We start from the raw sequence: 25,555 nt of genomic DNA on the forward strand, positions 1-25,555 counted from the left end.
ATTCGGGGTTGGCGCAACGGCCCCAATGGCGGTCCTGCGGACACGCATCGCAGCCTCGTGCCTCGCCAGCGGCTACACGGCATCGTGAATAAGCCCATCAGTGAGTACCAGGATTGGCCCTCAGGTGCGCCACCTTCTGCTCCAGCCCTTCCCATCCCGGCGCATTCGGTGCAAACCTGCCGCGCAGATACGCCGCCAATTCAGCGACCTGGGTGTTGGACAGGCTGTCCTTGAACCCCGGCATGTACCCCAGGTCTTTGGTCGCCGGGGTGCTGATGCCCTGCAGGATCACCTTGATCAGGTTGTCCGGCTGGTCGCTGTGCACATTGGTATTGGTCGCCAGTGATGGACTGACACCAAACAACTTCGGCCCCAGCCCGTCGGCATGACACGCCTTGCATGAACCTTCGAATACCCGTCGCCCATTGGCATTGGGGGCTGTCGTGGCAGCTACTATCTGCGCTTCGGCGCTGGCATCACCCTTGAGAGACGCCAGGTAAACGGCCATCGCCCGGATATCGACCTTGGGCAATTTGGCCAGCTCGGACACTACCGGCCCCATCGGCCCTGCCGCAACGCCGTGAGCATCGGAATAGCCGGTGCTCAAGTAGGTAAACAATTGCTCCTCGGTCCACGGCGTCGGGGCCTTGGACAGGCCATTCAATGCGGGCGCCTCCCAACCATCCACCGTCCCACCCGCCAGGAATGCCTTGCCGCCCTTCTCTGCCCCCATTATGTTGCGCGGCGAATGACAGGCCGCGCAATGCCCCAACCCATTGACCAGATAAGCGCCGCGATTCCACTGCTCGCCACGCTCAGGCTGCACGGTGATTTCCCCTCGGCGCAAAAACAGCGCATTCCACCCCGCCATCAACGGCCGCAGATTGAACGGAAACCCCATGGCATTGGGCGTCGGGGCCTGGCTCACCGGCGCCTGGGACATCAAGTAGGCATAGAGCGCCTGCATGTCCGCCTCGTCGATATTGCGAAACGCCGTATAGGGAAACGCCGGATACAGGTTGCGCCCATCGCGGCCAATGCCGTCGCGCATCGCCCGCTCAAACGCCGGGTACGACCATCCACCGATCCCGGTCTTCACGTCCGGGGTAATATTGCTGCTGAACAAGGTACCGAACGGCGTCTGCATCGCCAGGCCGCCGGCATTGGGCGCCCCGCCAGGCGCTGTGTGGCACACCGCACAATCCCCGACGGCCGCCAGCAAGCGCCCGCGCTCCAGGGTCGCCTTGGACCAGGTTCCCGCGCCGGGGGGCGCAATCGGTGCGATCTCAGAGTGAAACGGCCAAGCGGTGGCGGCCATGCCCAGCACTGCGCCAAAGGCGGCGAACAGCGAACCGAACAACCACTTCTTGCGTTTCCCCGGGGATTTCGCCGACTCGCCCAGGGTGCCCGCATTCAGCGCCGCCAATACCCGCTCCGGAGTAATCGGCAACTCACGGAAACGAATGCCGGTGGCATCATAAATCGCATTGGCAATCGCCGCCGCGCTGGGCACCGAGGCCGACTCGCCGGCACCCATCGGTGGTTGGTCCTGGCGGGGCATCATCAGCACATCGATCTTCGGCACTTCGGGGAAGGTCAGGATCGGGTACCCGCCCCACTCCTTGCTCGCCACCGTCGACTCCTCAAACGTCACCCGTTCCTTGAGCACACGACTGGTGGACTGGATCACATTGCCATGGATCTGATGCTGCACCCCCGCCGGGTTGATCATCATGCCCGAGTCATGGCCGATCACCACCCGGGTCACCGAAACATCGCCGGTCTGTTTGTCGATGGCCACATCCGCCACCCACGCCGCCCAGGCCGCACCGAAGCCAGGGAACTTGCTATGGATATAACGCGCGTAGGCAAAGCCCCGCCCCCGAAGCAGATGATCTTCGTTGGCGGTTTGCATCGGTGCGGTGCGTGGCACCCAGTTGGCGCGCTCAGCAGTGGACTTCACCAACTCGATGGCGCGTTCGTCCTTCAGGTAACGCAAGCGGTATTCCACCGGGTCGACACCGGCGGCGAATGCCAGCTCATCGATATAGGATTCATGGGCGAAGGTATTGGGCAGCGCCGACACCCCGCGCATCCACGAGGCGCGGACAATCGGAGCCATGTCGTTGATAGTCACCCGCATGTGCTCAATGTCATAGGGCGGGATCGAGGTGCGGTCGCCCATCTCGAACATCGCCGCCACTGGCTCCACGCGCCCGGTCAGCAGCAAGGCCAGGGTCGGCGCGCCGTTGGATGGGTAGCTGGTTTCAAAATCATAGGCGGCGATGCTACCGTCGGCATTCAGGCCGCCGTCGACATCCATCAACTGCGCCGTACCCTTGGGTTCCCACAAGTGTTCCTGCTCACGGGTCAGTTGTACCCGCACCGGCTTGCCCACTGCCCGGGACAGCAGCAAGGCATCGGCACACACATCGTCGGCACAGTTGCGACCGTAGCAACCAGAGGCCTCCATGCGGATCACCTCGACCGACTCTTCCGGGCATTCCAGCAACCAGGCAAGGTCGGCTCGCAACAGGTGCGGGTTCTGGCTGCCGGACCAGACCCGGCTTCCCGCCACCTGATAATCCGCCACGCCGCACGAGGGGCCGATGGATCCGTGCATCTGATACGGCCACAGGTAAGTCCGTGGCATGCGCTGGCTGGCGCCGGCCAGCGCTTCGTCGACCTGCCCCTGGTCGAGTACCGTTCGCCGCACCCGGGGGTTGTCGCGAATGGCCTGTTCGACATCGCTCATATCCGGCAGCGCGTTGTTCCAGGGTTTCCAGTGCACCTGTAATGCCTGGGCGGCCTTGATCGCCTGCTCTTCGCGCAACGCCACCACGCCGACAAAATCGCCAATCACCACCACTGCGACAATCCCAGGAATATGCGCGATGGACGACTCATCCACATTCAACAGGCTGTTGCCCACAAAGTCACCGCAATCCAGCCCGGCATAGGGCGGACGAACGACCCTGCCATGGAGCATGTCCGGCACGCGCATATCGTGGACATAAGTCAGCTCACCAGTGGCCTTGCCGGGAATATCCACCCGCGCGGCGCCCTTGCCCACCAGCCGGTAGTCACCGACGGGCTTGAGGGGCGCATCGCCGCCAATACGCAGCTCGTCATGTTCACCCTGCACCAGTTCGCCATAGGTGGTGCTGCGCCCGTCCCCGGCATAAATCACCCCAGCCTCGACCTTCAAGCTGCCTGGTGCAACATCCCAGCGCCGCGCCGCTCGCGCCAACAGGAAACGCCGGGCTTCAGCGGCAGCGTTACGCAACGGTATTGCGGAAATCTGCAAGGTCGCACTGGCGATGGTCGCGCCCTGGTTCGGTGCCCGCTCGGTGTCACCGAGCACCATGCGTACCTGCTCCATGGTCAGGTCCAACTCTTCGGCGACAATTTGCGCCAATGAAGTGCGAATGCCAGTGCCCAGGTCCACATGGCCGTTGAACGCGTACACCAGGCCGTCATCGTTCACCGCGATAAACAACCCCAGCTCCTTGGGCTTGACCGTGGGTGTCCCACCTTTGGCCACAGGCCCCGAAGGCGGCAGCACGTCATCGACGATCAGCAGGACGCCGGCCTTGGCCAGCCATTGGTCGCGAGAAAAAATTGTGTCAGTCATGGTCATCGATCCACGTTCAAGGCATTTGGCGAGCGGCGCGCAGCACCGCCCGGAGGATTTCGATATGGGTGCCGCAGCGGCAGAGATTGGCCGATAGTTCCTGGCGGATCTCGGTTTCGCTGGGGTGTGGGTTACGGTCGAGCAAGGCCTTGGCGGTCATGATCATGCCGTTGAGACAGTAGCCACACTGGGCAGCCTGCTCATCGATAAAAGCCTGTTGCACCGGATGCGGTGCCTCGCGATTGCCCAAGCCTTCCAGGGTGACAATCGCCCGCCCCACGGCCCCCGACAACGGAAATACGCAGGCCCTTGCTGCCACGCCGTCGATGATCACCGTGCAGGCGCCACACTCCCCCAGGCCACAGCCGTACTTGGGGCCGTTGAGTTGCAGGTCATTGCGCAAGATGAGCAACAACGGCGTATCCGCCATTGCGCTGACTTCTGTGGTGTGGCCGTTAACTTCAAGCGCTACCGTGATGTGCTGGCTGATCATTCGCTTCGCCCATGGCAATTGATGAAGTACTCACTACATGAAAAAGTCGTGAAAAATGTCGCGTACCTGGGGTCTCGCGACACACTTGACTGATGAAGTGGTTACTACATAAATAGAGAGCAAAAACGATGCCAGCCCGGACTACGGCATCACGCTTGTAGCCGCTGTCGAGGCACGAGGCTGCGATAAGGGCCGCAGGACCTTCAGCAATCTCAAGGCCCCAAACGACTGCTGCGCAGCCGATCGCAGGCTGCGCCAGCGGCTACAGGGTTTTCCGGTCGCAGACGGCAGGATCAGTCTTGGGGATCGTCGATCATCTTGCGTAGCAAAAACATCACCGCCACCCGCTCGGCCGGGTTGAGATTGCTCATGGTCAGTTCGCTGATCCGCCCGGCGCAGGGCACGGTTTGCTGCACCAATGCAGCACCGGCCGGGGACAGGTCCACCACCACCTTGCGCCGATCCTGAGGGTCCGGCTCCAGGGTAATCAGCTCTCGGGCCTTGAGGCGTTCGACGATTCCGCGAATGGTCGCCTGGTCGACAGCGGTGGCCTTGACCAACTCCGTCAGGGAACTTGCACCATGATCGCGCAGGGCGCACAGGGTGACGAACTGCACCGCCGTCAGTTGGGAGTCGCCGACATTCTGCTGAAAAATCGCCAGGTGGCGCTGATAGGCCTTGCGCAGCAAGTGGCCAACTTGATCAGAGAAAACGTAGGAATCAGACACGGCAGGCTCGACAGGCGACGAATAATGGGAAGGCATGATGGCGGGGATGCTCTATGGACTCAAGGCTCTCATTGTCGGAGTCGGTTCAAAATGTGGGCGTGTAGCCGCTGCCGAGGCACGAGGCTGCGATGCGTGCCCGAAGGACCGCCGCCGAGGGGCGCTTCACACCCCATCACAGCCTCACTCTTCGACAGCAGCTACAAGCGTGCCAAAGAGGCCGGTGGCGCAACTACATCTCCACCCATCACCACCGCCTCATCATCCAGGTACACATCACAATTTCGCAGCGGGATGTCCATATGGCACGGCGTCTTGCGCGTGCCGCCAACTTCAGTGTTCGGGCCAGTGGAGAACAGGAAGTTGCCATAGAATGCCCGGGCGTCCATGCACATGCCGTCGTTCTTGTCGTGCAAGCCCATGGCCGTCCACTGCGCCCGTGGCTGCAAACCCCAGCCGATATGCGAGATACCGTACACCTCGGGATCATTGAAATACTTCATGTAATCGCGCAGGTATTCGGCCTCAAAACCACCATGGATCCTGGTAATGAACCCCTTCTCGATCTCCAGGGTGATCTTCTCCCGGGTGTAGGTCTTGAACGGCAGCAAAATATCGCCGATGTCTAGCACCAGCACACCTTCGGCGGTTTCTTCATTGGGCCAGGAGAACAGGAAACCGCTGGGCCAGTGATCCCAGCGTCCCGGCTCATCGGCAAAACCATACTCGGTCACCGACGGATACTGCCCCAATGCCGCCCGGAAATCGCTGCCGGCGCGGGACTTGACGTGAATCGAGCGCGCCCTCTTCAACACCTGCTCGGCCGCCAGCACCCGCACCTTGTCCTCCTGGGTGGGCAGCATCCGCGCCAGCACTTCCGGCGGTTCCACCGCCAGCAGGATCCGCGTGCCCGTCTTGAGGATCTGCTCCTGCTCCGGTGAGTGCAGCAGCATCATCGTGTCGACGATCAGGTCGGCTGCTTCCAGTGCGCGCTGCGCCGCGATATTGCCGGTCAGCGCAGTGTCGCCGCAGTAGGCGGTCATGTCGTTGCCCATGGCCTTGGGGTGATTGAACGAGGGCAGTTCCACGGCATACACCTTGGCTCCCAGGCGCTGCGCCGCATCCATCGCGGCGCGCACAGTACGCGGGTCGGAGTAATGGCTCTTGAGCACCGCAACGCTCTGGGTCGCATCGACCTTCGACAACGTCAATACATGCTCAAACATCTGGGTCAGTTCGCAATCGCTTACCGGCATTTCCTGTCTCCTCATCTGCCGCACCAAGTTCAAGCACAGCGCTTCACATCAGTGCATTTTTATAGCGTATACGCCACTTAAATACGATAAGACCTGAATTTCCGCCTGACTGCAAGAGCCAGAAATAAACGTTACCAATCCACACAACACCAATAAAACATGGATTAATTCGGTTACACACGACAAGTACAGCTAATAAATATTTTTTCGAACGAAAGCTTTTCATTTCAAAAAATGAGCGTATACACTTTAAAAACCTTGCGGACAGACACCGCCGGAATCATTCGAACAAAAGGACCATGCCCCATGCCAAGTACACAAAAAATCGCAATCGTCGGCGCCGGCCTGGGCGGTGCCGCCGCCGCCACCCTGCTGCAACAAGCAGGATTCGACGTGGACATCTACGAGCAGGCGCCGGAGTTTTCCCGCCTGGGCGCCGGGATCCACATGGGGCCCAACATCATGAAAATCTTCCGGCGCATGGGCATTGAAAAACAGCTGGACCTGATGGGTTCGCACCCCGACTTCTGGTTCAGCCGCGACGGCCAGACCGGCGACTACCTGTCACGTATCCCACTCAAGGATTACGGCGCCTCCTACATCACCGTGCACCGAGGCGACCTGCACGCCCTGCAGATGTCCACCATCAAGCCCGGTACCGTGCACTTCAACAAACGCCTGGAAACCCTGGAAGAAACCGATACCCAGGTACGCCTGACCTTCGCCGACGGCGAGGTGACCTATGCCGATATCGTGATCGGCGCCGACGGCATCAATTCGCGCATCCGTGAAGAACTGCTCGGCGCGGAAAAACCGCTGTACAGCGGCTGGGTCGCCCACCGTGCGCTGATCCGTGGTGATCAACTCGCCAAGTACGACCTGAACTTTGAAGACTGCATCAAGTGGTGGACCGAAGACCGCCACATGATGGTCTACTACACCACCGGCAAGCGCGATGAGTACTACTACGTCACCGGCGTGCCACATCCGGAATGGGACTTCCAGGGCGCCTTTGTCGATAGCAGTCGCGAAGAGATGTTCGAAGCGTTCCAGGGTTACCACCCCACCGTGCAAGCACTTATCGAGTCCACCGAAAGCGTGACCAAGTGGCCCCTGCGCAACCGTAACCCGCTGCCGCTGTGGAGCCGTGGCCGCCTGGTGTTGCTGGGCGATGCATGCCACCCGATGAAGCCGCATATGGCCCAGGGCGCCGGCATGGCTATCGAAGACGCCGCAATGCTGACCCGCTGCTTGCAGGAAGTCGGCCTGAGCGACTACCACACGGCTTTTCAGCTTTATGAAGCCAACCGCAAGGAGCGTGCCTCCCGGGTCCAGGCAGTGTCCAACGCCAACACTTGGCTGCGAACCCAGGAAGACCCGGCTTGGGTCTATGGCTATGACCTCTACGCCCAGGAACTGAAATCGGGGGTGGCGGCGTGAGCACCTTTCTCTACGGCGGCAACGTCCAGGCCAACGGCATTCGCCAGCACTACCTGCGCTACGGCGGCGAAGGCCCGGCACTGATCCTGATTCCCGGCATCACCAGCCCGGCGATCACCTGGGGGTTCGTCGCCGAGCGCCTGGGTGCGCATTTCGACACCTATGTGCTCGACGTGCGTGGTCGCGGCCTGTCCTCCACCGGCCCGGAGCTGGACTACAGCGCGGACACGTGCGCCGATGACATTGGCGCCTTCGCCGACGCCTTGAAGCTCGACAACTATCATCTGGTCGGCCACTCCATGGGCGCGCGATTTGCCGTGCGCAGTGCGGTGCGTCATTCCCAAGGCGTCAACCGCGTGGTGCTGATCGACCCACCGGTGTCCGGCCCTGGCCGTCGTGAATACCCAAGCAAGTTGCCCTGGTATGTCGACTCGATCCGCCAGTCCCTGGTGGGCATGGATGCCGAGGCGATGCGCGCCTTCTGCGCCACCTGGACCCATGAGCAACTGCAACTGCGGGCCGAGTGGCTGCACACCTGCTATGAACCCGCCATCGTGCGGGCATTCACTGACTTTCACGACGTCGATTTCCACCAGGACCTTCCCCATCTGAAGGCCCCTGCCCTGTTGATCGTGGCCGGGCGCGGCGGAGTGATTGAGCCCCGGGACATTGACGAAATCCAGGTGCTGCAACCGGCCATCAAGGTGGCCCATGTCGCCAACGCTGGCCACATGATCCCCTGGGACGACCTGGAAGGTTTCTTCCACGCCCTCGACGACTTTCTTGGCCCACGCCTGAACTGAATAACGGAGACCACCATGCTCAAGCCTTACCGCATCGGCCAGATCGTGCCGAGCTCCAATACCACCATGGAGACCGAGATTCCGGCGATGCTCACTGCGCGCCAGTTGATCCGTCCGGAACGTTTCACCTTTCACTCCAGCCGCATGCGCATGAAGCAAGTGCGCAAGGAAGAACTGGCGGCCATGGACGGCGAGTCCGACCGTTGCGCCGTCGAATTGTCGGACGCCAAGGTCGACGTGCTGGGCTACGCCTGCCTGGTGGCGATCATGGCCATGGGGCTGGGCTATCACCGCAACTCCGAACAACGCCTGCGCAAGGCCACCGCCGATAACGACGGCAACGCTCCGGTCATCACCAGTGCCGGGGCCTTGATCGAAGGTTTGAAAGTGATGGGTGCCAAGCGCATCGCCATTGTTGCGCCATATATGAAACCACTGACCGAACTAGTGGTGGATTACATCCGCGAAGAAGGCTTTGAAGTGGTGGATTGGCGCGCCCTGGAGATTCCCGACAACCTCGACGTAGCCCGTCACGACCCCGCCAACCTGCCGGCCATCGTCGCCGGGATGAACCTGGAAGGCGTCGACGTTATCGTCCTGTCAGCCTGCGTGCAGATGCAATCGCTGCCGGTGGTGGCCAAGGTCGAAGCGCAAACCGGCCTGCCTGTACTCACCGCCGCCATCGCCACCACCTACGCCATGCTCAAGGCCCTGGACCTGGAGCCCATCGTTCCCGGCGCCGGCGCCTTGCTGTCTGGCGCTTACTGAGGAGCCGCATAATGAGCGAACAATCCGCCGACGCCAACTACCAGGGCGTTTGGGGCAATCGCATCGGCTTCGGCAAAAAAGCCGCGTTGCTGATGATCGATTTCATGCAGGGTTACACCACCGAAGGCGCACCGCTGTTTGCCCCGGGCGTGGTCAGTGCCGTGGCTGAAAGCGTCGAGTTACTGGACTGTGCACGGCGTCACGGGATTGCGGTGGTGCACACCAATATCCGTTACCATCCCGGCCACTTCGCCGACGGTGGTGTCTGGGTGAAAAAGGCCCCGGTGATGAAAGACATGGTCGAGGGCAATCCCCTGGCCGCGTTTTGCCCCCAGGTGCTGCCCCGCAACGATGAAGTTGTGATCAGCAAACAGTACGCCAGCGCATTTTTCGGCAGCAGCCTGGCCTCGATGCTGCACGCCCAGGGAATCGACACCGTGGTGCTGGCCGGCTGTTCCACCAGCGGCTGCATTCGCGCTACCGCAGTGGATGCGGTGCAACACGGTTTTCGCACCATCGTCGTGCGCGAATGCGTCGGCGACCGGCACCCGGGGCCCCATGAAGCGAACTTGTTTGATATCGACAGCAAGTATGGCGACGTGGTGAGCAAGCAGGAGGCGATGAGCACGTTCAGGGAGCAGTAAGGCTTCACGAGGAACCGCGCCATAGAGCGCGGTCTGGAAAAACTGAGGAGTGAAATCCTTGTAGGAGCGAGCTTGCTCGCGAAAGTATTCCAGGCCCATTGCGGCGTCGGATATACCCTTTTCGCGAGCAAGCTCGCTCCTACAGGCTAATGCCTCAGTCTTCTGTCACTGCCTTTGGACGTCGCTTGTACAGCACTCCGAAGTGCTGAAAAAAGCGGCTGTATAAAAATCATAAGTCACCGCCAGGAGACACCCGATGCCCATTGCGAATGCAGCACCGGCGACCACCGTCGCCGACCCGATCAACACGCTTTACCACAAGATCACCTGGAAACTGATTCCCTTCCTGTGCTTCTGCTACCTGGCCGCCTATCTGGACCGGATCAATATCGGCTTCGCCAAACTGCAGATGCTCGACCAGTTGCAGTTCAGCGAAACCGCCTTCGGCCTCGGTGCCGGCCTGTTCTTCGTCGGCTACATCATCTTCGAGGTGCCGAGCAACCTGGTGCTGGAAAAGGTCGGGGCAAAAATCTGGATCGCCCGGATCATGATCACCTGGGGCCTGCTGTCGGCCTGCACCATGCTGGTCACCTCTACCACCCAGTTCTACATCCTGCGCTTCCTGCTCGGGGCCGCCGAGGCCGGGTTTCTGCCGGGCGTGCTGTATTACCTGACCACCTGGTTTCCCACCTATCGGCGGGGCAGGATCATTGCCCTGTTCATGATCGGCCTGCCACTGTCCAGCGTGATTGGCGGTCCGCTGTCCGGCTGGATCATGGGCCACTTCGACAATATGGGTGGCCTGCGCGGCTGGCAATGGCTGTTCCTGATCGAGGCCGTGCCCAGCGTACTGCTCGGTGTGCTGACCTTCTGGGCATTGCCCAACACCTACCAACAAGCAAAATGGTTGTCGCCCGAGGAAAAGACCCTGCTGGAAAGCGAACTGCGCAAGGACGACGCCGACGGTGCCGACAGCAAACACAGCTTCCGCGATGGTTTCTTTAACCTGAAAGTGTGGATGCTCGGCGGCATCGACTTCTCGATCCTGCTCAGCGCCTACGCCATGGGTTTCTGGATGCCGACCTTTATCCGCAACGCGGGGATCACCGACACCTTCCACATCGGGATGCTGACTGCATTACCCAGCGTCGCTGCGCTGCTGGGCATGCTGCTGATCGGCGCCAGCTCCGATAAACATCGCGAACGCCGCTGGCACATCATCGTGCCGTTCCTGGTGGGCGCCGCGGCCATGGCCGGCAGCACCTTCTTTACCCATAACGTGGTTGCCACCGTAGCCCTGTTTGCGATTGCCTCGGCGGCGATCATTGGCGCCGTGCCGGTATTTTTCAGCCTGCCTGCTACCTTTCTCAAAGGTACCGCTGCCGCAACCGGCTTTGCCCTCGCCTGCTCAGTGGCGAACATCGCCGGGTTGGTAAGCAACTCGCTGATGGGCGTCGCGATCGACGTCACGGGCAGCAGTAGCGGGGCCCTGTGGTTTTTCGCCGGCTGCCTGATTCTCAGTTGCTTCCTGGTGATCGCCCTCCCGGCCAAACTGGTGAACCGCTAGACCGTGCAGGGATAAAAACGGCGAGCCTGGCAACGGCCTGGAAAGGCAATCTTGGCCAGTGAGATTCCTCTGGCGTGCGGGCTGAGGCAATCAACGCTGGCATGTAACCGTGATGGCGCTAGAATCAGCGCCATTCCTTGCCAGCCTCTGACACGAGCCTCCTATGAGCTTTGATTTCGACAAAATCCACTCCCGCCTCGGCACCGGCAGTACCAAGTGGAGCCGCTACCCGCAAGACGTGCTGCCAATGTGGATTGCCGACATGGACATCGCCGCGCCGCCGACGGTCCTTGAGGCGCTGCATGCACGCCTGGACCAGCAAATCCTCGGTTACAGCGTCGCTGGCGACAACGTGCGCGAGGCCATCGTGGCTGATTTGTGGGCCAAGTACGCCTGGCGTGTGCAGCCTGACGAATTGCTGTTCCTGCCGGGTGTGGAGCCGGGCTTCAATATGGCGCTGCATGCCTTTGTGCATCCGGGGCAACCTGTGGTGTTGCAAACCCCTAACTATCTCCCGCTGCGCCTGGCACCGGGCAACTGGAACCTGCCGAAGATCGAGGTGCCATTCCAACTCAACGCCGAAGGTGAATACCTCACGCCTCTGCCCGCCTTGCATCAGGCTCTCAAGGGGGCAGGCGCGTTCCTGCTGAGCAACCCCCACAACCCGATAGGCAAGGTGTTTCCCCGGGAAGAGCTGCTGGCAGTCGCCACGGCCTGCCTGGACCAGGGCGCGCTGATCATCTCCGATGAAATTCATGCCGAACTGTGCTTCGACGACCGTCGGCATATCCCCACGGCGAGCCTGAGCCCCGAGATCGCCCAGCGCACCATCACGCTGATGTCGGCGAGCAAGGCGTATAACGTCGCCGGGCTGAAAACCTGTTTTGCGGTGATCCAGAATCCAGTTATCCGCGAACGTTTCAACAATGCTCGCTGCGGCATGGTCGACAGCGTCAGCCCCCTGGGCCTGGAAGCCACGCGTGCAGCTTATAGCCAATGCGGGCCGTGGCTGGAAGCGCTGGTGAAGTACCTGCAAGCCAACCGCGATTATTTGCTGGATGCCGTACAAACCCGCCTGCCGGGCATCGTGATGCACGCACCCCAAGGTACTTACCTGGCTTGGCTCGATTGCAGCGCCCTGGGCCTGGAAGACCCTCAGCGGTTCTTCCTGGAGCAGGCCAAGGTCGGCTTGAGCGCCGGGATTGAATTTGGCGATGACAGCCAGCAATTCGTGCGATTGAACTTCGGTTGCCCAAGGTCGATGCTCGAAGAGGGCTTGCAGCGTATGGAGCGTAGCTTACAAAGCCGCTGAAACGACTGGAGCCATAGAAGGCGCTTTCGACACACACGCTGCGGTTGCAATACATTAGCCTCTGGTAGCCTGGCAGAGGTAGTGCAACCGCACTGGCGTTATGACTTAAGCTTCTTCGGGCTTCTCTGTCTCCACTTTCAGGCTGCTCACCTGTGGGACACGGATGCCGGCCTTGCGCGGGGCACTGATAGTCATCAACACGCCGTCGTTGGTGATGAACGTTGGCAACGCGCTATCGTCGTCCTTTGCGTCTTTGGGAAAGGCATTTTTAATGACAAGGGTTCTTTTTTCCTGAAGGGACTCGCCTTGCAGGGTGACGGTCAAATCCCCCTCGAACGAAGCCTCCCAACCCGAGACCTGCGCCGCAGAGTAGTCCAGTTTCACAACACTGCTGGCGGGGTCATTGATGGTCACTCTCCTATAGTCCTGATTGACCATATAGGTGTTGGGCCCGCCCTCTCCCGTGACATCGGCACCGCCATTAATAATAATAACGTTCGAGCCTTTACCGGTGAATGCCACATCGTTATTGCCATTGAGGGTGAGCAGATTGTTGTCGTCATTGCCCTGGATAAAGCTTTCACCGCGCTCAACCGTAGTCGCATTGGAAAACGACTGGAAGTGCGCGATTTTCTTCAGGCCTTCTGTATTGGAGGCTTCAGTTTTTACCGAGACCGTATTGGTTTTGAAGTTAATGACATGCCCTGCATATTGGACGTGTTTATCCTCTCCATCTTCCTTGTAGGATGTCCTTAAAGTCCCGGAAAATGCCAGCGTATTACGGCCCCCACCGCCATCCAGCGAGGTCTGTCGCGGACTGAAACCATCCTTTTCGCTGGTCGAGACTTGCTCCGCCTGTTCCAGTGTCTGGCGTGCATCGGCGTTGATGACAACCGTATCGTCAGCATCGCCCCCATTGACCCCTTTTTTACCTCCCCCCAATACAAAATAATTAGGTTTTTCCTTAACTCCCGTCGCCCAATCATCACCGTCCCCCAGTTCCCAGAACGTAGCCTTGCCTTCTCCCTGAACGCCTTCTACGGTTTTGACCTCCTTACCATTCCATGACTTGTAGGGGTCGGCAATATGGTCGTTACCGCCTTTTGATTCAACGGCTGGAACCTCGCCAGGAACTTTGATCAGGCTCAGCGGCCAAGTAATAGGTGAATACCAGAGCGGGGAAACAAGACTAACTTTTCCCGGAACCATTTTGGCTTCCACATCCGTCGACCCGAACACCACTCGCTCAAACAAAGGTTTGCCGGGCCCCTCCAGGAACTCCTTATAGCGTGCCCTGCTGTCTTCCTCGTACGCCTTGCCATACTTGGCCTCCAGATAGGGTTTCATCACATCGAACCCTGGTTCGAAACCCAGAAACGCCCTGAGGCCAGTATCGAATTTTTGCATACCTGTCAGCGGCACGTGCTCATTGATATCTTCCACGGTTCGCACAGCGCTGTAGATCTGCTGCCCGACCATCAACACTACCGCTACCGCAAGCCCTGCCGGTCCGGCGGCACTCGCCCCGGCCATAAACGCTGCGGTCAGGGCGAGTGAAGTTGTGGCGCTAGCCACTGCAATCGCGCCGTTTACGTAGTGGTCCTGGGCCTCTTTGCCTTTGCTGTTGGCGGCTTTTTTAAACGAGTCGACAGCATTGTAGATATCGAAGGGAACGCTGATTGCTGCGCCAGCAACACCGCCGGCTTTTCCAATGAGCTTGCCGATGCTGGAGTTTTTGAATGCAAACATGCTTGGGGCTTTGCTGCTGATGGTTTTCTGTGCCGCTTTATTGAGGCCTGCCTCAACCCCCATCCCAACATAGTCAGACGCCGTAGCACCCAGAGCTATGACTCCCGCCGTTGTATCGCCTTTCTGGAAACTCTCTATGGAACTACGCAGCCCCTGGAATGTGCTGAAGGCTTGAAACCCAAGCCCTGCTTTTTTTGTCGCGCCCCCCTTGCCAGGTGTTTGCGGGGAGAAAAAATCTGCAGGTAACGGCTTTTTGCTGCTTTCCAGTGCCTTTGCCGCAGCATAGTGCTGGGGTAGTTCACGCAGATTCTTTTGCAGCGACTCAGCGATCGGCGAGCCGTCGCCCCTGTGGATCAGCGGTGCAGAAGCGGGGTCGCGGAGCGAGGCGATCTCACCGAGCACATTGGCTACACGATCACCAACGTCACCCGGCTGCGATTTGAGATAAGCCGCAAAGCGGGTGTAGTCGATCTGCAGCTTGCCGACCAGCTTGCGACCCTCCGTATCACTTGCCAGCGCGTCTTCAATCGGCTTGCCATCGAGACTGCCACCCATTTTGTAGAGTTCGACACGGCTGACGTCCATCTCGCCGATCCGTATAGGAGGGCGGGTTTCATCCAGTTTTTGCAGGCGCCGCACTTGCGCTTCGTCAATCCGTGCCACTTCAATTGTCGGTGGCGTCACCGCAACAGTGGCCGGGGCATCTCCCGCAGAAGAGAAAATTCTTTTTAATGAGGCATCGGTTTGACTGTCGAGTTTTCCATCGTAGAGACGCGCGGTGAAGGCTTCCTCCACAAAATCACGGGAGCTTCTGGATGCGCGTTGGCTGAGTTTATTACCGACGTCGCGAAACGGTTCACTGTTATTAGCCGCCGTCAGGAATTCTTTGGGTTTATCCTTGTAGTAACCCGCCATCCCCAGCTTGCCGGCGATCAACGCGGCTTGCTTTTGGGCTGTGGGGTCACCGCCATTGGCCTGCGCCTGGGAGCCAACTCGATCAGCGACAGTGTTGTCACTCGCGGAGGGAGGAGCGAAAAAATCGTCACCTATTACCAGGGTAGGAGGTTTGCCTAAACGCAGCTGCGATTCCGGTTGATCGCCAGGGTTGGCGATAATCACCTTGAGCTTCTTGCCCACCGCCTCTGCGGTGGCCGGGTCACTCTGTGAGAGTTTGCGCAGCACTTCGTTGACGGCATCGGCCACAAGCACGGATCTTTTCGGGTCGTTTTTGCCATTACTTTTTATATCAACTGTCGTCCCATGCATGACCTGGGACTTGAAGTCTGTCGGTAAACCGACTTTTCTCTCGGCCTGCCTTACACTCTCCTGCTCCATACGCTCGAAGGCATAGGGATAATTAACGGGAGCCTTGGCCTCATTGATCGCACCCGTCAACTTTTGCTCAAGTGCCTTCATGGCCGACATAGAGGGGGCATTTGGATGGTTTGCCATGAAGTTTCTGACTGAGGCCAATGCGGCCACCGTTTCGTGAAACTGCGGCATTCCTTTGGATGCATGCAGTTTTTTCAGCCCCTCAGACACCTGATCATAATCCGCTACTTGCGCCTTTTCGGGGGGTGTGGTCTGACGACGAAACTCATCTGACGTCGGCAGTCGGGAAGCATCAATCACCTTGACGGTATCGAGCCCACTCAAGGGGGCGTCATACATGAACTTTACGTCGTTGGAGTCGCCAGAAACTTCAGGAATGAGGTTTTTATTAAACACACTGATTATGTATTTAGGCTCGCCAGAGCCATCCACAATAGGATTAGTCAGATACTTCAGTTCGGGACTGGTAAATATTTTTTTCAATCCTTGCTCGAAGGCTTTGGCAGAAGAAAACTCAACAAGACCGATGTTCGGGTCGCTGTAGTAATACGTTCGTTTACCCTCAGGGCCGACGATCACACCTGCTGAAAGGCGATGCCCCTCACTGCTGATCAACAGTGTTTTGCTCGTAGGTGAGTTAATGAGTTCTGGCGCGATGGTGGTAAAGGCGGCAGTCCTCTTGGTGGCAGGGTCATGTGCGACGTTACGGTCTTTGACATGGCCATGAACCTGGGCAAGTTTTTGAAAAAACGCCTGGGACTCCGGAGATTCTGGATCGACAGCCGCCAGGTAGATGTTACCCATGAACGTTTGCTGCTTACCCTCGGCAGTGGCCAACGACAGGAGGTGTGAGACCCCTGCGCATTCTCCTCCGAACGTTTGGTTGATCAAGGAAAGATAGAAACTTTGGGCCATTGGCGTCACCTTCACGCCGTTACCCGATATCACTTTCGTGAATAAACTCACACTGTTTTGAGTTCCCTTGATAACACGCTGCTCCATCAACCGCTGCAACGCACCCAACTGATCTGGACTAAGGCTGCGATCCAACGCAAGCCTCATGAGTTCCAAGTTGCTCATAGATGTAGAATAACCAGGCAGTTGTACAGAGGATGGTGTGTTATAGCCTTTCAAGTAAGTGCTGCCTTCTGACCCATGTTTGGCCTGAATCACTTTGTGTTGAAAATTATCGGGAACTTCGTCATCCGGTATAACGACGAGAGGAGGATCACCGTCATGAACCTGTGCCACCTGTGTATCCCTGCGTGTACGGCCAGGCGTTGATGCATTTTGTTGTTCCTGGGACGAGGTGAGCGTGTCACGGGCAGGCACATTGGAAGGGGGGAAAAGCAACGCTGCGGTCGAAGAAGTAGTGAGATTCATGAATACACCCGCCATACAAGATTTCAGTCTCCACATCCCTGATCAGTAAGTTCCTTAGGCGGTGAACGTATCAACGAAGCGAAAAGATAAACTATCAGACTTATCTGCCAGCGCCCGTAATGTTCATTATTAGACTATTCCAGGCCGTTGTTGAGGTTTGGGTCCTAGAACAGGCTGGCGATCAAAGTGACGTCGACAAGCAAAGCCCCACTTGCCCACCGGCCCCAGATGCGCCCCAGGCTCTTCTTGGTCAGTTTGCGTCTTAGAGCATTGCGGATTTTTTCTTCAACAAATCGATAAACAACCCCAGTTCGCGGCTCACCGGCTCACCTTTGCGCAGCAGCATCCCAAATGGAGCCAGTTGAACGTCCAATTGCACCGGCAGTGCTATCACCAGCCCCATCTTCAGGTAGTCACGCAGAGCGCTTTCCGACAGGACCATGATGGCGTCGGTCAGTTGAATCAGTTGTTGCATGGAGTACACCGAACTGCATTCGATGATGTCTGCCGGTGGTGGCAAGGCCAAGTGTTGCAAGGCCTGATCGAAGCCGATGCGCGCCGGGCTGGTTTCCGGCTGCAAAATCCACGGCCAGTCGCTGACCAGCTCAGCCAGTGGCAGGTCATGACGCTGGGCCAGGGGATGCCCGGCATGCACCACCACCAGCAAACGCTCATTGCCCAGAGGGTCGAAGGTGTAATGCTCGCTGTCGGTGGCGGCGTTGCGACGGGCGATGGCCAGGTCGATTCGGCCCTGCTCCAGCAGTTGGATCACCTGATCGCTGGTGTCGCCCATGATGCGAATCCGCAGTTGTGGGTTGAGTGCCTTGATCTGGGCGATGGAGTCCATCACCAGATCCGGTGCCGCGCCCATGATGGTCCCGATCGACAAATAGCCATAACCGCCCTGCTGTCGCGCCATCAAGTCCTCGGCGCAACGATCAAGGCCGCTCAAGGCTGATTCGGCGAAACGAATCAACTCCTTGCCCAGGGCCGTGGGGCGCATGCCTCGGGGCAAGCGCTCGAACAGATCACAACCGAACATGTCCTCGATCTCCCGCAGCATGCGGGTGGCCGCCGGTTGCGACATGTTCAAGGCCTGGGACGCACGGTGCAGGTTCTGGCTGGAGCTGAGTGCCACCAGCATGTGCAGATGCTTGTAGCGCAAGCGGTTGAACAGGCTGCGGGAGATGATTGGACTGCTCATTTTATTCCTTGGTAACGATACCTTCAGGTTATCGCTTGTAAGCGAGATTCGATTTGTAGCGTATTGCTCGGCAGCCGTACAGTCCTTCCCATAAGAACAAACATCGGACTCAATCATGAAAACCCTGCCCGCCCCCCTGCTCGCCAAGATTTCCTGGCGGCTGCTGCCCTTCCTGCTGCTGATGTACATCATGGCCTTCCTCGACCGCGCCAATGTCGGGTTCGCCAAACAAGCCTTCCAGGCTGACACCGGCCTGAGTGACGCCGCTTTCGCCTTTGGCGCCGGAGTGTTTTTCGTCGGTTATGCACTGCTGGAGGTGCCAAGCAACCTGATCCTGCACCGGGTCGGTGCCCGCCTGTGGATGTGTCGGATCATGGTCAGTTGGGGCCTGGTATCTGCCGCCATGGTCTTTGCCCATAACGAAACCAGCTTCTACGTACTGCGCTTTTTACTGGGGGTGGCTGAAGCCGGGTTCTTCCCCGGGGTCATCCTCTATCTGACTTACTGGTTCCCTTCGGCCACACGCGGCAAGGCCATGGGATTCTTCTACTTCGGCGCGCCACTGGCGTTTATCTTCGGCAGCCCGCTGTCCGGCCTGTTGCTGGAGATGGATGGCTTTGCCGGTGTACATGGCTGGCAATGGCTGTTCGCCGTGGAAGGCTTGATGGCCAGCGCCGTCGGTATCTGGGCCTATTGGTATCTGGACAACCGCCCCAGCGACGCGAAATGGCTGACCCAGCAAGAGCGTGACCAGGTGCAAGGCATCCTGGACCTTGAAGACAGCCACAAGTCCTCCCATGGCCGCAGCTTGCTCAACGTGCTGTGCCAACCCTCGATACTGTACCTGTGCCTGGTTTATCTACTGATCCAGGCCAGTGTCTACGGCGTGGTGTTTTACCTGCCGACCCAAGTCAGTGGGTTGCTGGGCACCAAGGTCGGGTTGACGGTCGGGCTGGTGTCGGCCATTCCCTGGGTCTGCGCACTGGTCGCCGCCTGGTGGATCCCCGGTTACTGCGACCGCACCGGCGAACGCCGTCGCACAGCTTCGCTGACCCTGCTGATGGCCGCCGTCGGTATTGCCTGCTCGGTGACCTTCGCCAATCCGCTGCTGGGCATGCTCGCCCTGTGTTTCGCCGCCTCGGGTTTTATCGCCGTGCAACCGGTGTTCTGGACCTTTCCGTCCAGCTACCTGGCCGGCAGCGCCGCAGCGGCCGGCATCGCCCTGATCAATTCCTTCGGCGCCCTGGGCGGGTTTATCGCACCGGTGCTGAAGAACTGGGCCGAAACCGCCTTCCACTCCCCGGCGGCCGGTCTTTACCTGCTGTCCGCCACCACCGTACTCGCGGCGTTGCTGGTACTGGGTATTCATTTACCTGGGCAAAAACCGACGAACACGCCAGCCACTGTTTAAATCAAGGAGTCACACCATGGGCAACATCACCATCAAGCACGTCCGCGCCTTTGTGCTGCGCGGCGGCGGCGCGGATTACCACGACCAGGCGGATGGCCACTGGATCGACGATCACATCAGCACGCCAATGAGCAAATACCCGGAGTATCGCCAGAGCCGCCGCAGCTTCGGCATCAACGTGCTCGGTACCCTGGTGGTGGAGATTGAGGCCAGCGATGGCACGGTGGGTTTCGCCGTGACCACCGGCGGTGAGCCAGCCGCTTATATCGTCGAAAAACACCTGGCGCGGTTCCTGGAAGGCGCCCGTGTCACCGATATTGAAAAGATCTGGGACCAGATGTACCAGTCCACCCTCTACTACGGGCGCAAGGGCCTGGTGATCAACACCATTTCCGGGGTCGACCTGGCGCTGTGGGACTTGCTCGGCAAGATCCGCCAGGAACCGGTGCATCAGTTGCTCGGCGGCGCAGTGCGTGACGAGTTGCAGTTCTACGCCACGGGCGCCCGCCCGGACCTGGCGCAGAAAATGGGTTTTATCGGCGGCAAGATGCCCCTGCACCACGGCCCGAGCGAAGGTGAAGAAGGCCTGCGCAAGAACCTGGAAGAGCTGGCGACCATGCGCGAACGCGTCGGCCCGGACTTCTGGCTGATGCTCGACTGCTGGATGAGCCTGGACCTCAACTACGCCACCAAACTGGCCATCGGTGCCCATGAGTACGGCTTGAAATGGATCGAGGAAGCCCTGTCGCCTGATGATTACTGGGGCTACGCGGCACTGCGCAACAACGTACCCAAGGGCATGCTGGTCACCACCGGCGAGCACGAAGCCACCCGCTGGGGCTTTCGCATGCTGCTGGAAATGGGCTGCTGCGACATTATCCAACCCGATGTCGGCTGGTGCGGCGGCATGACCGAGCTGGTGAAAATCTCCGCCCTGGCCGATGCCCACAACACTCTGGTGGTGCCTCATGGATCGTCGGTCTACAGCTACCACTTCGTCGCCACCCGTCATAACAGCCCATTCGCCGAATTCCTGATGATGGCGCCCAAGGCAGATGAAGTAGTGCCGATGTTCCACCCGCAACTGCTGGGTGAACCCGTGCCGGTCAATGGCCGCATGCGCCTTTCGGTACTGGACAAGCCAGGGTTTGGGGTTGACCTGAACCCGGATTGCCAGCTGCATCGCCCGTACAATCGCTGAGGAAGACTGCCATGAACATGCCTCAAAACGGCTTCAAGACCGCTCTCGCCCAGGACGCTACCCAGTACGGCATCTGGGCCGGCTTCGCCACGGCCTACGGCGCAGAAATCGTCGCCAGCATCGGCTACGACTGGATGCTGATCGATGGCGAACACGCGCCCAACACAGTGCCCAGTGTGCTCAACCAGCTGCAGGCTGTTGCACCCTATGGAACCGCGCCGGTGGTGCGTGCGGTGAGTGGTGACGCCAACCTGATCAAGCAACTGCTCGATGTCGGCGCCCAGACGTTGATGATCCCCATGGTCGAAACCGCTGAACAGGCCCAGGCCCTGGTGCGCGCCATGCGTTATCCGCCCCATGGCATCCGTGGCGTCGGCGGTGGCTTGACCCGCGCCACCCGTTGGGACGGCGTGGCGGACTACCTGCAAACCGCCCATGAGCAGCTGTGCCTGATCGTGCAGGTGGAGTCGCGGCTGGGGGTGGAAAACGTCGAGGCGATTGCCGCCGTGGACGGCGTGGATGCGGTGTTTATCGGCCCTGCGGACTTGTCCATCGGACTGGGCCACGCCGGCAACCCGGGCCACCCCGAAGTACAGGAACGCATCAAGCACGCGGTGGACGCCACCCTTGCCGCCGGCAAAGTCAGCGGCATTCTCGCGCCCAACGAAGAAGACGCCCGCCGTTACCAGGCCTGGGGTTGCCGCTTTATCGCGGTGGCCATCGACATCAGCCTGCTGCGCCAGAGCGCCCTTGCCACCCTCGCCCGCTATCGCCCCGTCGCAGACGCAAAAGCGCCGTCGCGTACTTACTGAGGCACCTGCCCATGTCATCCGTTCCCGTGTACCAGAACTTCATCAACGGCCACTTTACCGCCAGCCAAGCACACCTCGACGTGCTCAACCCAGCCACCGGGGCGCTGCTGTCGAAAGTCCCGGCGTCCAGCGCCGCTGACGTCGACCGCGCCCTGTCCGCCGCCCGTGGCGCCCAGAAAGACTGGGGCCGCAAACCCGCGATCGAACGTGCCGGGCACCTGCGCCGAATCGCCGCCAAACTGCGGGAAAACGTCGCCCACCTGGCGCGCACGATCACCTTGGAACAGGGCAAGGTCACGGGGCTGGCGGAGGTGGAAGTCAACTTCACCGCCGATTACCTCGACTATATGGCCGAGTGGGCGCGGCGCATCGAAGGCGAAATCATCACCAGCGACCGCCCCAACGAAAATATCTTCCTGTTCCGCAAACCCCTGGGGGTGGTGGCCGGTATCCTGCCGTGGAATTTCCCGTTCTTCCTGATCGCCCGGAAAATGGCTCCAGCGCTGCTGACCGGCAACACCATCGTCATCAAGCCCAGCGAAGAAACGCCAAACAACTGCTTCGAGTTCGCCAAGCTGGTGGCCGAAACCGACCTGCCGCCAGGTGTGTTCAACGTGGTGTGCGGTGACGGCCGGGTTGGCGGCGCACTGACCGCCCACCCAGGCGTGGACATGATCAGCTTCACCGGCAGCGTGGCCACCGGCTCGCGGATCATGGCTGCTGCGGCCCCCAACATCACCAAACTCAATCTGGAGCTGGGAGGCAAGGCCCCCGCCATCGTGTTGGCCGATGCGGATCTGGACCTGGCGGTAAAAGCCATCCGCGATTCGCGGATCATCAACAGCGGCCAGGTGTGCAACTGCGCTGAACGGGTGTATGTGGAGCGCAAGGTCGCCGATCAATTTATCGAGCGTATCAGCGCCGCCATGGCGGCTACACGCTACGGTGACCCCATCGCTCAACCGGATGTGGATATGGGCCCGCTGATCAACCGCCAAGGCCTTGATAGTGTCGAGCGTAAGGTTCGCACTGCCTTGAGCCAGGGCGCGACATTGATCAGTGGCGGGCAGGTTGCCGACCTCGGTCAAGGTTTTCACTTCCAGCCCACGGTATTGGCCGGCTGTCGTGCTGATATGGAGATCATGCGCGAAGAGATCTTCGGCCCGGTGCTGCCGATCCAGATTGTCGACGACCTCGACGAAGCCATCGCCCTGGCCAACGACTGTGACTACGGCCTGACCTCGTCGCTCTACACCCGCGACCTGGGCAAGGCGATGCACGGCGTGCGCGAGTTGTCATTCGGCGAAACCTATGTGAACCGCGAGAACTTCGAAGCGATGCAGGGCTTTCATGCCGGCGTGCGCAAGTCCGGGATCGGCGGCGCGGATGGCAAGCATGGGCTGTATGAATATACCCATACCCATGTGATGTATCTGCAGTCCTGAGGTGGTGCAACGGGGCCCTGCGCGGTAGCGTGCGGGCCCCTCATAACAATACTTCCAACAAGGATTGCGCAATGACCATTGCCAACCTCTACAGCGGCCCGATCATCGACAGCCATCTGCACCTGTTCGACCCGCGCCGCCCCCAAGGCATCCCCTGGCCCGAGCCCGACAACCGGCTGTATGCCGCGCATTTACCCGCCGACTATTGGGCCCTGGCCGCCGGGCACAATGTGATCGGCGCCGTGGCCGTGGAAGCCAGCCCCTGGAGGGACGACAACCGCTGGTTGCTGGAGACCTTGCGCAGCGATCCACGGATGCTCGGTTTTATCGGCAACCTGGACCCGTTGCATGCCGACTTCGCCACTGATCTTGAAGCACTGGAGCATGAGCCGCTGTTTCTCGGCCTGCGCTACGGCAACTTGTGGGATCGAGACCTGTTGATCGATCAGGCCCGTCCGGGTTTTATCGACGGCTTGCGCCGGCTGGCCGAATGCGGGCGCAGCCTCGACAGCGCCAACCCCGACCCCCAACTGATCAAGGGCCTGCTGCAGGTGAGCGATGCACTGCCAGAACTGCGGATTATCGTCGATCACCTGCCTAACGCCAGCGTGCCGGCCGGTGAAGAAGCGGCGTATCACACCGACCTGCTGCGCCTGGCGGAACGGCCCAATGTGTTTGCCAAATTGGCAGAAATCCCCCAGTTCGGCCCCCAGGGTTTGATCGTTGATAGCGCCTTCTACAACGACCGCCTGGCAGTGCTGTGGGAAGCCTTTGGCGAGGACCGCTGCTTCTTCGGCAGCGATTGGCCCAACAGCGATCACCTCGCGGACTTCGCCACCACCCTGGGGTTGGTAAAAGCCTGCACCGCTGACAAAACGCCCCAGGTGCAGGCCAAGTTCTTCCGGCATAACGCAATACGCATCTACAGCCCGACATTGCTCCATGGAGAGCCGTAATGCAGACACGCGCCTTTCGCATGAATCTGAACCCCGGCCAGGCCGAAGAATATCGCCTGCGTCATGACCAACTCTGGCCGGAACTGGCCCAGGCCTTGCGCGATGCCGGCGTGGTGGATTATCGGATTTTTCTCGATGAAGCCAGCAATGCGTTGTTCGCGGTGATGACCCATGAGGATGTCCATGGCCTTGATCAACTGCCAGGTAGCGCACTGATGCAGCGTTGGTGGCAGCACATGCAAGACATCATGCCCAGCCATCCCGACGCCTCGCCTATCAGCGTGGATTTAGTGCCGGTGTTCAGCCTCACCCCAGGCTGACTCACCTGCCGACAACAACAATAAAAAGGATTCGACCACGTGGAAATCATTCTTCTGGGTGTGATTCTGCACTTCATCGGCGGCTTCGCCTCCGGCAGTTTCTACATCCCCTACAAGAAGGTCCGAGGCTGGGCCTGGGAAAGCTACTGGATCACCGGCGGGCTGGTGTCCTGGTTGATCGTGCCGTTGATCGCCGCACAACTGACGGTGCCCGGCTGGGTCGAGATCCTGCGCCAGGCCGACACCAACACCCTGCTTTGGACCTACTTTTTCGGTGTGCTATGGGGTATCGGCGGGCTGACTTTCGGCCTGACCATGCGCTACCTCGGGCTTTCCCTGGGCATGTCGCTGATTATGGGCCTGACCTCGGCCCTGGGCGCACTGATGCCCGCGCTGTACCGCGACTTGTTCACCAACGAAACCGAAGGCACCCTGACCTCGATGCTGGCCTCACAAGGCGGGCATTGGGTGTTGTGGGGCGTCGCCGTGTCGTTGCTCGGCATTGCGGTGTGCGGCAAGGCCGGCCTGATCAAGGAACGGGAAGTGTCACAAGCAGTGAAGTTTGCCAGTGTCAGCGAGTTTTCCCTGGGCAAGGGCATGCTGGTGGCGGTGATCTCCGGTGTGCTGAGCGCCTGTTTCAGCTATGGCATTTCCGCCGGTCGTCCCTTGGCCGCAGCGGCCGTGGAGCATGGCGCAAATAGCCTGTTCCAGAACAACGTGACCTTCATGGTCATCATGTGGGGCGGCCTGACCACCAACGGCCTCTGGTGCCTGTGGCTGAACTGGCGCAACCAGACCTTCCACAACTACATCGACCGCAGCACCCCGCTGCTGGGCAACTACTTGTTGGTGGCCTGTGCCGGCACCCTGTGGTTCCTGCAATTCTTCTTCTACGGCATGGGCGAAAGCCGCTTGCAGAACGACGCCAGCTCCTGGGTGCTGCACATGTCGTTCATTATCATCGTCTCTAACTGCTGGGGCCTGTATTTCCGTGAATGGCATGGCACCAGCGCCACCAACAAAGGTGTATTGGTGGCCGGGATCGCGGTCATTCTCGGTGCCATTGCCATGGTTGGTTACGGCAACTATCTCGGCTGAAG

The 25,555-nt window shown here is 59.8% G+C and carries 19 protein-coding genes; 13 read left to right on the forward strand and 6 right to left on the reverse strand.

Features of this window, described 5'->3' with window-relative positions:
• Nucleotides 1-97: 97 nt before the first annotated feature.
• The 4 genes from GIR22_RS01555 to GIR22_RS01570 all read right to left on the reverse strand — a co-directional run bounded on the left by GIR22_RS01555 (nt 98) and on the right by GIR22_RS01570 (nt 6,108).
• A complete protein-coding gene (locus GIR22_RS01555) occupies nt 98-3,634 on the reverse strand; it encodes a molybdopterin cofactor-binding domain-containing protein (protein WP_154741592.1) in 3,537 nt (1,178 codons plus the stop codon).
• 16 nt (nt 3,635-3,650) lie between these two features.
• Nucleotides 3,651-4,127, reverse strand: a complete 477-nt coding sequence (locus tag GIR22_RS01560) for a (2Fe-2S)-binding protein (protein ID WP_154741593.1) — start codon at nt 4,125-4,127, stop codon at nt 3,651-3,653.
• Between the two features lie 293 nt (nt 4,128-4,420).
• The gene (locus GIR22_RS01565; RefSeq protein ID WP_178122034.1) at nt 4,421-4,855 is read right to left on the reverse strand and encodes a MarR family transcriptional regulator; all 435 of its coding nucleotides are present in this window, start codon (nt 4,853-4,855) and stop codon (nt 4,421-4,423) included.
• Between the two features lie 197 nt (nt 4,856-5,052).
• Nucleotides 5,053-6,108 carry a 2,5-dihydroxypyridine 5,6-dioxygenase gene (locus tag GIR22_RS01570; RefSeq protein ID WP_154741595.1) on the reverse strand — a complete coding sequence of 352 codons (1,056 nt, stop codon included), beginning with the start codon at nt 6,106-6,108 and terminating at the stop codon, nt 5,053-5,055.
• A 306-nt stretch (nt 6,109-6,414) separates the two neighbouring features.
• Here GIR22_RS01570 and GIR22_RS01575 point away from each other — a divergent pair, with 306 nt between their 5' ends.
• From GIR22_RS01575 to GIR22_RS01600, 6 genes are all read left to right on the forward strand, one after another.
• On the forward strand, nt 6,415-7,548 hold the full coding sequence (locus GIR22_RS01575; protein ID WP_154741596.1) for an FAD-dependent monooxygenase: 1,134 nt from the start codon (nt 6,415-6,417) through the stop codon (nt 7,546-7,548).
• Nucleotides 7,545-8,351: an alpha/beta fold hydrolase gene (locus tag GIR22_RS01580; protein WP_178122035.1), complete on the forward strand. Its 807-nt coding sequence runs from the start codon at nt 7,545-7,547 to the stop codon at nt 8,349-8,351. The genes GIR22_RS01575 and GIR22_RS01580 overlap by 4 nt, the downstream gene beginning before the upstream one ends.
• Nucleotides 8,352-8,366: 15 nt before the next feature.
• A complete protein-coding gene (locus tag GIR22_RS01585) occupies nt 8,367-9,119 on the forward strand; it encodes a maleate cis-trans isomerase family protein (protein WP_154741597.1) in 753 nt (250 codons plus the stop codon).
• Between the two features lie 11 nt (nt 9,120-9,130).
• Complete coding sequence (locus tag GIR22_RS01590; protein ID WP_154741598.1) at nt 9,131-9,763, forward strand: N-carbamoylsarcosine amidohydrolase; 633 nt, start codon at nt 9,131-9,133, stop codon at nt 9,761-9,763.
• 256 nt (nt 9,764-10,019) lie between these two features.
• Complete coding sequence (locus GIR22_RS01595) at nt 10,020-11,330, forward strand: MFS transporter (RefSeq protein ID WP_154741599.1); 1,311 nt, start codon at nt 10,020-10,022, stop codon at nt 11,328-11,330.
• Nucleotides 11,331-11,493: 163 nt separating this feature from the next.
• Entirely contained in the window at nt 11,494-12,642 is a 1,149-nt protein-coding gene (locus tag GIR22_RS01600; RefSeq protein WP_154741600.1) for a MalY/PatB family protein, read from the forward strand.
• Nucleotides 12,643-12,747: 105 nt separating this feature from the next.
• Here GIR22_RS01600 and GIR22_RS01605 read toward each other — a convergent pair whose 3' ends face one another.
• Both GIR22_RS01605 and GIR22_RS01610 read right to left on the reverse strand, forming a co-directional pair.
• Entirely contained in the window at nt 12,748-17,106 is a 4,359-nt protein-coding gene (locus tag GIR22_RS01605; protein ID WP_246207735.1) for a hypothetical protein, read from the reverse strand.
• A gap of 262 nt (nt 17,107-17,368) precedes the next feature.
• Entirely contained in the window at nt 17,369-18,310 is a 942-nt protein-coding gene (locus tag GIR22_RS01610; RefSeq protein WP_154741601.1) for a LysR family transcriptional regulator, read from the reverse strand.
• A 115-nt stretch (nt 18,311-18,425) separates the two neighbouring features.
• Between GIR22_RS01610 and GIR22_RS01615 the strand changes: the two genes are divergently transcribed.
• The 7 genes from GIR22_RS01615 (at nt 18,426) to rhaT (ending at nt 25,553) form a co-directional block, all read left to right on the forward strand.
• Nucleotides 18,426-19,721: an MFS transporter gene (locus GIR22_RS01615; RefSeq protein WP_154741602.1), complete on the forward strand. Its 1,296-nt coding sequence runs from the start codon at nt 18,426-18,428 to the stop codon at nt 19,719-19,721.
• 16 nt (nt 19,722-19,737) lie between these two features.
• Nucleotides 19,738-20,922: an L-rhamnonate dehydratase gene (gene rhmD / locus GIR22_RS01620; protein ID WP_154741603.1), complete on the forward strand. Its 1,185-nt coding sequence runs from the start codon at nt 19,738-19,740 to the stop codon at nt 20,920-20,922.
• Between the two features lie 11 nt (nt 20,923-20,933).
• On the forward strand, nt 20,934-21,734 hold the full coding sequence (locus tag GIR22_RS01625) for an HpcH/HpaI aldolase family protein (protein WP_154741604.1): 801 nt from the start codon (nt 20,934-20,936) through the stop codon (nt 21,732-21,734).
• Between the two features lie 11 nt (nt 21,735-21,745).
• Complete coding sequence (gene aldA, locus GIR22_RS01630; RefSeq protein ID WP_154741605.1) at nt 21,746-23,179, forward strand: aldehyde dehydrogenase; 1,434 nt, start codon at nt 21,746-21,748, stop codon at nt 23,177-23,179.
• A 71-nt stretch (nt 23,180-23,250) separates the two neighbouring features.
• The gene (locus GIR22_RS01635) at nt 23,251-24,135 is read left to right on the forward strand and encodes an amidohydrolase family protein (RefSeq protein ID WP_154741606.1); all 885 of its coding nucleotides are present in this window, start codon (nt 23,251-23,253) and stop codon (nt 24,133-24,135) included.
• A complete protein-coding gene (gene rhaM, locus GIR22_RS01640; protein WP_154741607.1) occupies nt 24,135-24,455 on the forward strand; it encodes an L-rhamnose mutarotase in 321 nt (106 codons plus the stop codon). Before GIR22_RS01635 ends, rhaM begins: the two co-directional genes overlap by 1 nt.
• A 39-nt stretch (nt 24,456-24,494) precedes the next feature.
• Nucleotides 24,495-25,553: an L-rhamnose/proton symporter RhaT gene (gene rhaT, locus GIR22_RS01645; protein WP_178122036.1), complete on the forward strand. Its 1,059-nt coding sequence runs from the start codon at nt 24,495-24,497 to the stop codon at nt 25,551-25,553.
• Nucleotides 25,554-25,555 lie beyond the last annotated feature (2 nt).

It is taken from the genome of Pseudomonas karstica (assembly GCF_009707515.1).
GTDB classification, from domain to species: Bacteria; Pseudomonadota; Gammaproteobacteria; order Pseudomonadales; family Pseudomonadaceae; genus Aquipseudomonas; species Aquipseudomonas karstica.

Bases quoted from the DNA above. Each gene is read 5' to 3' on its own strand.
- GIR22_RS01555 (WP_154741592.1), bottom strand. From the start codon at position 3,634: ATGACTGACACAATTTTTTCTCGCGACCAATGGCTGGCCAAGGCCGGC.
- GIR22_RS01560 (WP_154741593.1), bottom strand. From the start codon at position 4,127: ATGATCAGCCAGCACATCACGGTAGCGCTTGAAGTTAACGGCCACACC.
- GIR22_RS01570 (WP_154741595.1), bottom strand. From the start codon at position 6,108: ATGCCGGTAAGCGATTGCGAACTGACCCAGATGTTTGAGCATGTATTG.
- GIR22_RS01575 (WP_154741596.1), top strand. From the start codon at position 6,415: ATGCCAAGTACACAAAAAATCGCAATCGTCGGCGCCGGCCTGGGCGGT.
- GIR22_RS01585 (WP_154741597.1), top strand. From the start codon at position 8,367: ATGCTCAAGCCTTACCGCATCGGCCAGATCGTGCCGAGCTCCAATACC.
- GIR22_RS01590 (WP_154741598.1), top strand. From the start codon at position 9,131: ATGAGCGAACAATCCGCCGACGCCAACTACCAGGGCGTTTGGGGCAAT.
- GIR22_RS01595 (WP_154741599.1), top strand. From the start codon at position 10,020: ATGCCCATTGCGAATGCAGCACCGGCGACCACCGTCGCCGACCCGATC.
- GIR22_RS01600 (WP_154741600.1), top strand. From the start codon at position 11,494: ATGAGCTTTGATTTCGACAAAATCCACTCCCGCCTCGGCACCGGCAGT.
- GIR22_RS01605 (WP_246207735.1), bottom strand. From the start codon at position 17,106: ATGAATCTCACTACTTCTTCGACCGCAGCGTTGCTTTTCCCCCCTTCC.
- GIR22_RS01610 (WP_154741601.1), bottom strand. From the start codon at position 18,310: ATGAGCAGTCCAATCATCTCCCGCAGCCTGTTCAACCGCTTGCGCTAC.
- GIR22_RS01615 (WP_154741602.1), top strand. From the start codon at position 18,426: ATGAAAACCCTGCCCGCCCCCCTGCTCGCCAAGATTTCCTGGCGGCTG.
- rhmD (WP_154741603.1), top strand. From the start codon at position 19,738: ATGGGCAACATCACCATCAAGCACGTCCGCGCCTTTGTGCTGCGCGGC.
- GIR22_RS01625 (WP_154741604.1), top strand. From the start codon at position 20,934: ATGAACATGCCTCAAAACGGCTTCAAGACCGCTCTCGCCCAGGACGCT.
- aldA (WP_154741605.1), top strand. From the start codon at position 21,746: ATGTCATCCGTTCCCGTGTACCAGAACTTCATCAACGGCCACTTTACC.
- GIR22_RS01635 (WP_154741606.1), top strand. From the start codon at position 23,251: ATGACCATTGCCAACCTCTACAGCGGCCCGATCATCGACAGCCATCTG.
- rhaM (WP_154741607.1), top strand. From the start codon at position 24,135: ATGCAGACACGCGCCTTTCGCATGAATCTGAACCCCGGCCAGGCCGAA.